Source organism: Ruegeria sp. YTSB088 (assembly GCF_059609825.1).
This window is the reverse complement of the sequence record NZ_JBXWMM010000015.1, coordinates 91,106-101,321: the sequence shown is the minus strand read 5'-3', so window position 1 is coordinate 101,321 and position 10,216 is coordinate 91,106. Positions and strand designations below refer to the sequence as shown.

Annotated in this window: 8 protein-coding genes; 4 read left to right on the top strand and 4 right to left on the bottom strand. The window is 57.3% G+C overall.

Features of this window, described 5'->3' with window-relative positions; translation table 11 throughout:
• The 4 genes from AC2FFA_RS19960 to AC2FFA_RS19945 all read left to right on the top strand — a co-directional run.
• Positions 1 to 1,697: 3-hydroxyacyl-CoA dehydrogenase NAD-binding domain-containing protein (locus tag AC2FFA_RS19960; protein ID WP_496852971.1), on the top strand; the 1,697-nt coding region annotated here is incomplete at its 5' end.
• A complete protein-coding gene (locus tag AC2FFA_RS19955; RefSeq protein ID WP_209509591.1) occupies positions 1,694 to 2,878 on the top strand; it encodes an acetyl-CoA C-acyltransferase in 1,185 nt (394 codons plus the stop codon). The genes AC2FFA_RS19960 and AC2FFA_RS19955, both read left to right, overlap by 4 nt.
• Positions 2,879 to 3,006: 128 nt before the next feature.
• Positions 3,007 to 4,026: an AraC family transcriptional regulator gene (locus AC2FFA_RS19950; protein ID WP_170520204.1), complete on the top strand. Its 1,020-nt coding sequence runs from the start codon at positions 3,007 to 3,009 to the stop codon at positions 4,024 to 4,026.
• Between the two features lie 192 nt (positions 4,027 to 4,218).
• A complete protein-coding gene (locus AC2FFA_RS19945; RefSeq protein ID WP_496852969.1) occupies positions 4,219 to 5,397 on the top strand; it encodes an acyl-CoA dehydrogenase family protein in 1,179 nt (392 codons plus the stop codon).
• Positions 5,398 to 5,699: 302 nt separating this feature from the next.
• Here AC2FFA_RS19945 and AC2FFA_RS19940 read toward each other — a convergent pair whose 3' ends face one another.
• From AC2FFA_RS19940 to AC2FFA_RS19925, 4 genes are all read right to left on the bottom strand, one after another.
• Entirely contained in the window at positions 5,700 to 6,737 is a 1,038-nt protein-coding gene (locus tag AC2FFA_RS19940) for a hypothetical protein (protein ID WP_496852968.1), read from the bottom strand.
• An 87-nt stretch (positions 6,738 to 6,824) separates the two neighbouring features.
• On the bottom strand, positions 6,825 to 8,660 hold the full coding sequence (locus AC2FFA_RS19935; RefSeq protein WP_496852967.1) for a relaxase/mobilization nuclease domain-containing protein: 1,836 nt from the start codon (positions 8,658 to 8,660) through the stop codon (positions 6,825 to 6,827).
• Positions 8,657 to 9,076, bottom strand: coding sequence for a ubiquitin-activating E1 family protein (locus AC2FFA_RS19930; protein WP_170510945.1), 420 nt, complete (start codon positions 9,074 to 9,076; stop codon positions 8,657 to 8,659). The genes AC2FFA_RS19935 and AC2FFA_RS19930 overlap by 4 nt, the downstream gene beginning before the upstream one ends.
• A 470-nt stretch (positions 9,077 to 9,546) precedes the next feature.
• Positions 9,547 to 9,747, bottom strand: a complete 201-nt coding sequence (locus AC2FFA_RS19925) for a hypothetical protein (RefSeq protein ID WP_170591530.1) — start codon at positions 9,745 to 9,747, stop codon at positions 9,547 to 9,549.
• Positions 9,748 to 10,216 lie beyond the last annotated feature (469 nt).

Genomic DNA, 10,216 nt, shown 5'->3' with positions numbered 1-10,216 from the left:
TTGCCGGTCTGGAAGTGGCAACGCAAATGATCCTTTCCGGTGACCCCGTGAAAGGCGATTATGCCCTGTCTTGTGGGCTGGTCGACGCACTATTTGAGAACGACCAGGATTTTCGCGCGCATGTTTTGGGTTTCGCCACCCGTGTCAGCCATGAGGGCGATCCGAAACGCAGTTGCGCGGATATGACCGTCACACATCCTGATCCGAAGGGTTATCTCGCGGGTTTCCGAGACCAGATAGCGCACACGTCCAAAAACCTTGTCGCCCCTGAACGATGTTTGGTGTCCATCGAGGCCGCGTGCGAAATGCCGCTGGCCGAGGGGTTGGCACAAGAGAAGGCAGGTTTCGCTGAACTGCTCGACACACCTCAATCGCGGGCGGGGCGGCATCTGTTCTTTGCAGAGCGTGAATGCACCAAGGTTCCCGGCGTTACCCGTGCTGACCAACCACGTAGCATTTCATCGGTGGCTATGATCGGTGCCGGAACAATGGGGCGCGGCATTGCCATCGCCTTTCTGCAGGCGGGGTATCCGGTCACGTTTCTGGAAACCACGCAAGGTGCGCTCGAACAGGGGCTGGAAAAGGTCCGGGAGCATTTCCAGCGTGCGGCTCAAAAAGGGCGGCTCAGTGCGGATCGGGCAGAGGCAATCTCCGCCAACGCCACCGGGACACTCAGCTACGGCGACCTTGCAGAGGCCGACCTGATCATTGAAGCGGCGTTTGAAAGCATGGATGTCAAACGCCAGATTTTTGAAGCCCTGGACCGACACGCAAAACCTGGCGCGATACTGGCCTCAAACACATCGACATTGGATGTTGATGAAATCGCCGCAGTCACATCCCGCCCGGAGGATGTGATTGGTCTCCATTTCTTCAGCCCGGCCAATGTCATGCGCTTGCTGGAGGTGGTGCGCGGCGCCAAGACCGCTCCCGATGTCATTGCAACGGCAATCACGGTCGCAAAGAAGATCCGGAAGCTCCCTGTCACGGTTGGCGTGTGCTACGGCTTTGTTGGAAACCGGATGCTGGAGCCATACTTCCGCGAAGGATCCCGTCTGCTTCTAGAGGGGGCGACGCCGAAACAGGTGGATGACGTCCTTGAAGGCTTCGGCATGGCCATGGGCATTCATGCGATGGCAGATCTGGCGGGAGTCGATGTGGGCGCCCGCGTGCGTCAGGAGCGGCGTAGTGAAATCGCGCATGACCCGACATACCAGGCTGTGCAGGACAGGTTGTTTAAACTAGGCCGACTGGGTCAGAAAACCGGGCGAGGAAGCTATGTCTACGAGGGGCGGACGCGGGTCGAAGACCCTGAGATTGTTCAAATCAGTGCCCATTTGGCAGACTTGCATGGCGTGAAGCGCAGGGAAATCGACGATCAGGAAATCCTTGAGCGTTGTCTGTTCCCCCTGATCAACGAGGGCTTCTTGATCCTTGAAGAGGGCATTGCGACGCGCCCGGGTGATTGCGACCTGATCTGGACCAACGGCTATGGCTTTCCGAACTGGCGCGGCGGCCCAATGCACTATGCCGACGAGTTTGGATTAAGCCAGATTCTGGAACGCATGAACCACTATCGGCAGTCGCTTGGTGCCTATGGTGAGATGTGGTTCACGCCTGCGCCTTTGCTGGAAGAACTCGCAACCTCGGGCGTAACACTTGCCGCGCATTTTGATGCCAAAAAGGAAAAATCATGAGAGAAGCCGTTATCGTCTCAACCGCACGAACCCCTATTGGGGTTGCCTTCAAAGGTTCGCTGAACAACATCAAATCCCCTACCATGATGGGGCACGCCATTCAACACGCTGTTGAACGTGCAGGCGTGGACCCCGGTTCGATCGAAGATGTCGTCATCGGATCGGTCCTTACGGCGGGAACCGCAGGCATGAATGTCGCGCGTTTGTCGGCGCTGGCGGCGGGCCTTCCCAATACGGTGGCAGGACAGACGATCGACAGGCAATGTTCATCGGGATTGATGGCCATTGCGACGGCCGCAAAGCAGGTCATTGTGGATGGTCAGAATGTCTCCGTGGCAGGCGGGCAGGAAAATATTTCCATCCTGCAGAATGCCTATCTGAAATGGGCGGGCGATGAGAAAGATCCAAACGTTATCGCCCAATCTGAACATGCCTATATGCCGATGCTGATGACGGCGGAAAATGTGGCGCAGGTATATGGGATCAGTCGTGACGCCCAGGATGAATATGCTGCACTTTCCCAAGGTCGGACGGCCCGGGCTCAGGCTGCTGGCGCCTTTGATGACGAGATTGTCCCGATCACTGCGATAAAGCGGGGCAAGAATCGCGAAACCGGAGAGGAAACCCTGGAAGAAGTGACCTTGTCAAAAGACGAAGGCAACAGGCCGGGTACGACGGCCGAAACACTTGGCCAGCTGAACCCGGTTGTCGAAGGAGGACTGATCACTGCCGGAAACGCAAGCCAGCTTTCTGACGGGGCCTCGGCTTGTGTGCTCATGGAAGGCAAAATGGCTGAGCAACAGGGTCTCACACCGCTAGGTATCTATCGCGGCATGGCTGTTGCAGGAAACGCACCGGAAGAGATGGGGGTCGGCCCGATCTATGCCATTCCAAAGCTGCTTAAGAATGCAGGTCTTCGCATCGAAGACATCGGCCTTTGGGAGCTTAACGAAGCCTTTGCCTGCCAGGTTCTCTATTGCCGCGACCACCTTGGGATTGATCCCGAAATCTACAACGTGAACGGCGGTGCGATATCGATTGGCCACCCCTACGGCATGACAGGTGCGAGACAAGTCGGGCACGCTCTGCTTGAGGGGAGGCGTCGTGGCGTAAAATACGTGGTGACCTCCATGTGTGTTGGCGGAGGCATGGGGGCCGCAGCGTTGTTCGAAGTCGCCTGACCCCACTGAAATGAGTTCAAGCAGAGCGTTATCTGGTTGAGACATTGACATTCTGTCATCTGCGAAGGCCGCCATCTGCAAGCCTGCGTTTCATGTCGACCGGAATTGGTGATACCTCCTGAGGCGTTATGACCAATGTCACGCCAACGATCCTTTCCACGGTTTCCAGCCAGTTTGTCGATGACTGGCTGGCGGCGCTGCGTGCCCTGTGCCCAGAGGCGCAGATGGCGTCGCTGCTTAGCCGGTCCGGTCTGAACGCGGATACGCGCTCGCCGAATGGTCGCGTCACGCTGGATCAGATCGTTTGCCTCTATCAACTTGCCGCAGTTGAGACCGGTGATGAGATGATGGGGCTTTGGAGCAGACCCGTCCGGCCGAGGGCCCTACAACATCTTCTGACCACTGTCAGGGAAGCCACGTCTCTTGCATCGGCGCTCTACCGGTTTTCAACGTTCTGGAACTTGTTGCTGGATGATTATCAGTTTGATCTGGAGGACGCCGACAACGCGTTGGTGCTTACCCTGAAACCACAAGGCGAAGTGCCGCTTCAGCGGTTTGGACATATGCTGATCCTCAAACTTGCCCACGGGCTCATGTCTTGGCTGGCAGGGCACGAGGTTCCGGTCAGGGGCGTCGATTTCGCATTTGACCGCCCGGACTTTGATCAGGATTACGCGATCATCTTTCCCGCACCGCTACGGTTTGGCCAACCCGCCACCGCCATCGCGTTTGACCCGAATGCACTGGGTCCAGTGCAGACTCGAAGTACAGCTGATCTTGACCGGTTTTTGCAAAACGCGCCCCGGGACTGGATCTTCACCTCTTCGCGTGAACACACCCAATCGCTGCGGGTGCGCACTTATCTGGGCCAAACGGGATGGGACGCGGCGACCCTGACCCAGACAGCATCCGCAATGCACATGACCCCGCGCACCCTGATCCGCAGGTTGCAGTCGGATGGGACGTCGTTTCAGGCGATCAAGGATGCCCTGCGGCGCGACATCGCGATCCGCGATCTACAAGCGGGACGCAAAAGCGTTGAGGCCATCGCACATGATGTCGGCTTTTCCTCGGCTGCCAATTTCCACAGGGCCTTTCAACGCTGGACCGGCAGTACACCCAGCGCATATCGCAAATCACATACATAAGCGGCCATTTGTCACTTTTGGACAATTATCTGTCAGCACACGAGATAGAGCTTAACGGGCTGGCTCGCTAAGTCTTGCCGCAGAGAAGCATTTTCAGCTGAAGTTTCGCCTTCATAGCTCATCAGTCCGGCCATCCACGATTGCCGGGTTGTGGCGTCATCTGAGAACAATCGCCATTGAAAGGATCCATCAATGTCAGACAAACTCGCCACCATACTCCAGGCCGCACGCGACCACGCCGAGCAGGTCATCCTGCCCAATGTGGACGCCTGGAACGCCACGAAGACATGGCCCCGTGATGCGTCAGACAAGGCCGGGGCCGTTGGCCTGACGGGGCTCTACGCCCCCGAGGAGTTTGGCGGCCAGGGCTTGCCACTTTCAGAGGGCATTCAGGTCTACGAACAACTAGGGCTCGGAGATGGCGCTTATGCCTTTGCCCTGTCGATGCATAACATCTGTACGTTCGCGGGCTGCGGCTATGGCACAGAAGCCTTCAAGGAAAAATGGGCGCGAGACCTGACCTCTGGCCGCAAACTGGCGAACTTTGCACTGACCGAACCGCAATCCGGATCGGATGCCACAAACATGTATTCGCGGGCCGTGATCAATGACGACGGCACATGGACGATCAGCGGTGCGAAGGCATGGGTCAGCCTGGCGACCGAGGCTGATATCTATTTCACCGTGGTCAAGACCAGCAATGAGCCCGGCCACCAGGATATGGCGATGATCGCCATTCCAGCCGATGCGCCGGGCCTCAGCTTTGGTCCGCTCTACGACACCCCGTCCTATAACTTCCTGCCGCTGGCCGAGATGTACATGGACACAGTCGTGGTGAGTGACGACAACATCATCTTACCGATCGGTCAGGGCTTGCAAGGCTCGCTCATGGCGATCGATATCGCCCGCGTTTCGATTGCGTCAGGATGCTGTGGATTGATGCAAGCCGCATTGGACACGGCGCTGTCCTATTCCAAGAACCGCAAGATGTTCGGTGGCAAGAACCTCGATCTGGACGGGATCCAGTGGATGCTCGGCGAGGTTGCAACCGATCTTGAAGCCTCCAAGCTGCTCTATCGAAGGGCGGCAGAATCCCTTGGCACACCCGAAGGCCCTCTGATGGCCGCTCATGCCAAACGGTTTGTGCCAGATGCCGCAGTGAAGGCTGCGAACACCTGCACGCAAGTGTTGGGCGGTATGGGGCTGTTGCAGCCCTATGGTCTGGATCGTTTGTCCCGCCTCGCACAAATGCTGCGGATCGTGGACGGGACGACCGAAATCAGCCGGGTGGTCATTGGGCGGGCCCTGCAAAGGCGAGCGGCGACCTTGCCTGACCTGCCAGTACCGAAAGGATTTGGTGAAACCGGCTGAACGTCCCACCCCCGGTGAAGCGGAACCAACCTGAAAATCTCCTCTGAGATCGGTAAAGTCGAAAGACCAGCCGCACATGTGCGGCCGGTTACTCGAGATTGCAGACCTTGGTGCAAACGCAGCGGATTCACCCTTTGTCCGCTTCTTGCCTATTCAAACGTGGTGCAGCGAAAGCCCGGAATGTCCAACGATAAGAGTCCGTCCCAATCGGAACAGACCCCACATTACTCCAACCCGGTGGTCTCGCTGTTCCCGGCAACACATTCACCAGCGCGAACAATAATCTATAATGTCTTCCGTCGTTAAAGGCTGTGACCATCATCTTCATGAACGTGGGTGGCCTGTTCGCGGGTATGGGCAATCTCTTGCACCACGGCGGCAATCTTGCTGGATGAAACTTGGTGCAGCTCACCGACAACGGCCTCGGCGCGCTCGTAGCTGTCCGGAACGCCTTGGCTGTTGAAGTGGGCAGCAGCGGTGGAAATATCCGCGTCTTTCCAAGTCGCCGTGGTGCCGACTGAAACGCTGTCATGATCGTTATAGCGGGCCAGGAACTTGTTTCCGTCGAGACCGAAGCTGTTGGCGGTCGCCACAATGTCATCACGCACAGCCAGCCACTTTTCGGCTTCTGTCGGGTCCAAGTTGTCCAACTCGGCCGCATTCATGGATGTGGTGTAACTGTCGTCAGCAACAGTGTACGCCTGCAGGTCGGTGTCGTATGGGCGTAGCTCGGCAACATCGCCCTTCAGCTCTCCGATCTGCACGTCCATTGCGGCACGCAGATGCGGATCTTCGACCTCACGTGCAAGAGCCTCCATGTTCTCGATGGAGTTCACAATGTCCTTGGTCTGCTGTTCGTAGTTCTCGAAACCGGCCTGACCCAGAGCGGATTGCATATACTGAACATAGCGATCACCGGGCGACTGGTAGTCGTCGGAATCCTGAAAACCTTTGTCGCCGGACAGATCCGCAAGGGACGAATAGTAGGGATGATACAGGTCGTATTCCTGAGCATCGGTCATGTGCTGAGAAACCAAAGCCTGCATATCGGTCAGATCAACCGGCTCCCCCGACCGCTCCGCAGCCTCCAATTCGATTTTCAGTTCTCCGACCAGATCTTGTTGCGCGGAATGTTCGTCAACACGGCGGTTGGCCTGGTCCTCGATGTCGAAGCTCTTTGAAGCGATGGCGGCACGATCATAGCCCATCGCCTGCTGCTCTTTCATGATGATGTCGATCTGCTCTGAAACGCGATCCTCGCGCGGGGCGGATTGATCGAATTGGGAATAGGGTGCGAAGTGTTCGACTTCGTTCAAAAGATAGTCTGTACGCGAAACCATAGTTTTTCCTTTGCGAGTTGATGGAAAACTCTGTGATGGATCTGCCTGGGGCGTTGGCGCGCTCATCAGGCAGACCGGGCTATGTCCTTACAAGCTGTGTCCGTCATCGTCGCCGCGCCCTTGCAAGAGCGGGTGCGTGGCATGGGCGTGAACATCCGAGAGTTCTTCTGAGATTGCGATGATCCTGGAAGAAGCAAGCTGGTGCAGCTCGTCAACAACGGCCTCCGCGCGGTCGTGGCTGTCCGACAATCCTTGAGCCTGGAAGTGGGCCGTTGCGGTCAAAATGTCGTCGCTGCGCCATCCCATTGTAGTACCCAAAGTGACGTTGTGATGATCGCCAAAGCGGGCAACAAATGCCTCGCCATCGAGGCCGTAGCTGCTGGCCGTGTCGGTGACTTCCTTGCGGATCGCCGCCCACTGTTCGGCCTTTGGATAATCCAAGACATCCATTTCGGCGGTGCCCATTCCCATCATCGTTGAATAGCGGCGGTCCTCGAGGATGAATGCTTGAAGGTCCGGATCGTTGGTGCGCAGATCCGCAACGTCGCCCTTCAGCTCACCAATCTGAATATCCATTGCGACACGCAGATGAGGGTCGTCAACCTCACGGGCCAGCCCTTCCATCTTGTCGATGGATTGCAGCAATTCTTTGGTCTGAGTCTGGAAGTCCTCATAGGCCCCCTCGCCCAAGGTATCCTGCATATAGACCTCGTAGCGGCGTGATGCCGGGGCGTAATCTGCGGACGCCTGGAACTCCTTGTCATCGACAATATCAGCAAGGGCAGACAGGTGCGGATGGCTCTGCTCGTTGTCCCGGACGTCGCTGATATGGGCAACAACCTGCGCCTTCAGCTCGGGTGTAATCGTTTCCTCAGAACCGCCTAATTCGATGTGTCGCCGCAAATTGCTCATGACTTCGGGCGACACATAAGACGGGTCTCCAGGCTCGCCATAGTCATCAAAATGATGGGCCTGATCTAGTAGATGTTCCATTCTCGATACCATAGGTTCCTCACTTTCAACGAGTTGGATGGCAAACTCTTCGATCCGGTCTTTGACGGCGTTGGCGCGCTCATCAAACAGATCCGACATTCTTGCGATGGATAGGGTCATCACATCACCGGCCATGTCGCGGGCCGTAACTTCGACTTCCAGGGTGCTTTCAACAACCGACATTCCGGCCTGAACTTTCCACGTATCGGTCTCAACTTCCTGCCGCAAACCGCGCTCAAGGCGGGTCGTCGCGGTCAGCTCAATACCGTATTCCTCTGCAACCTCGACCTGGATAGAGCGCTGAACGTCGATGTTCATTTCGCTGCTCATGCCCATAGCGAGCCACTGACCATGCTCGACGCCTCGGTTGTTCACAACGATGTGGACATGGGGGTTATCGGTGTCGTTGTGAAACACTGTCAGATAGTCCCAGGTATCGCCAAAATCACCGCTCCCAAACAGGCGATCCGCGAACTCCAAACCGGCCTCGTGAGCGGCGTCCGGATAGGTGCCTTCGGGAAAAGAAACGATCATGTGACGGGTGTAACCGTAGTTGGTTCTCCCGTTGAAATCCTCGGCCCAAGTCTCGATCAAATCACTGACCTGATCCGCATCGAGCGGGGTCACACCATTGTCTCGGATGTCCAACACACCCTCTGCCCTGACGGTCAGATAGTTGATCTGGCGGCGCAGCTCATGCGCGTTGTTCACGCCGCCTTTGCGGACGTGTTTCACAACCGCCTCGGGCTTTCCAACCACGGCACCAAGCCGCGCCTTGATGGATGAGGACCGCGAAACCATGAACTTCATGCGCTTTGCGATCTGCAGCTGCTGATTGATCCGCTTGGAACGATCGACACCCTTCTGAGCCTCACGGAAGGCAAGTTCCAGGAAGTCTCCGGCTGTCAGATCACGGGCTGCGGCGTTCATTTTTCTGGTGTCCAATCGTCGTCGCGCAAGATCCGGCGAATGGCGGATTCAGGCTCTCGGCTTCGGCGGGCGGCAGTGATCATCGCCTTCAAGTCTTGCCGGTGCTGGATGATCGCACGATGGAGATTTTCGACGTCGCGGCGGTCGTCATCCGTCCAGATGACCGTGCCGCGCTTGGCCGATTTCGCAAGCTGATTGAGGTTGGTGTATCCACCCTGAACCTGCCGCAAGTGCTTCTGCCAGAGATCCACAACAGCAGGGTCGGGATCGAGATAACCGATCAACCGATAGATCAGACGCTGGATGATCTGATTGCGGCTCTTGGCTCCCAGCACACTTACAGCTGCCTCCAAACGCTCCAGCGCATCCACTGGCAAGCGTACGGAAAAGACAGTGGTATCGGCGGGCTTGCTCAATGCATACCTCTGGTTGTATTTTCAGTTTGTAACACAACTACCTTATCCTGTCATACACTCCAAGAGGAAACCGGGGGTAATTTAGAAATCCGCATTTTCTCAAATTGCCCTCGGAACAGTTTTGCTCTTGGAGGCAATTTCCACGCCGGGAAAAGGGTTCCGCCCCTTTTCCAGCCAGCAGGCGTGGGTGCCGGTGGACCGGCGCAGGGCAATCACGCGAAGCGTGGGCTGCCCGAACAGCGCCCGTCACATTCCGGCACGTTCAAGTTCAGTATGGCATTTTTCGCGCGCCTCAGCGCGCTCTGTTTCCCGCCGCTTGCGCGGCGGGTGTGGCAGGGGTGCGAACTGCCGCGTTGCGGCCGGACGGTGCGCCTGCCCGGCCGTTGGGCCGCGCGCCACGGGTGGCGTATGTCGTCCGGCTCTTCAGCCGGAGCAATGGAAAGGGCGGCTTGCGCCGCCCTGCCCTTTCGTCATTCGGTGACGGGCTCGTCATCGGTGCGCTTCGGGAAGGCCACCATCTCGACGCCGGGGAACATGCTGTGCTTGACCTGGATCGAGGTGATGTTGCCGGTCTCATCGGTGTTGACGAAGAGAACTCCGCAGCGATCCCAGAAAGTCTTGCCTTCTTTTTCACCGGTCTTGACGTTCAGTTTCAGAGTTTGAGTTGCCATTGTTTGATCCTCGCTTTGGCGTGTTTCGATGAACATGGGAAAAGCGGGCACAAAAGGGGATGTCAGCAGGTAATTTGTGCCGCGCGGAATGCGCCGCAGGCGCAGGGGAAATTACCTGTTGAAGCGCGGTGCCCGGTCCGGGCACCGCGCGTCTTCCCTGACTGCCCGCTTATGTTCATCACTTCAGAAACACGCATTGGCGCCGATCTGTTCTGGCAACGGGATTGAAACTGTCAGATAGGATGAAGGGAAAGACTTTTGTGAACGCTGCGCGCGGGACGTCTGAACAATGCGATGCGATATTGGGCGGCAACATCACCTCGGTCCGACACAGGCTGCGTGCTCAGTTCCGAGTGGGGTGGCATTTCTAGGCCGGTACGACCCTGGTGTTGAAGGATGGAGGACTACTAGCGGTGCAAGCCGCCTTTTCCAATTGGCGGAAGCCAAAGACCGGTCGGTCCGGCCCTGA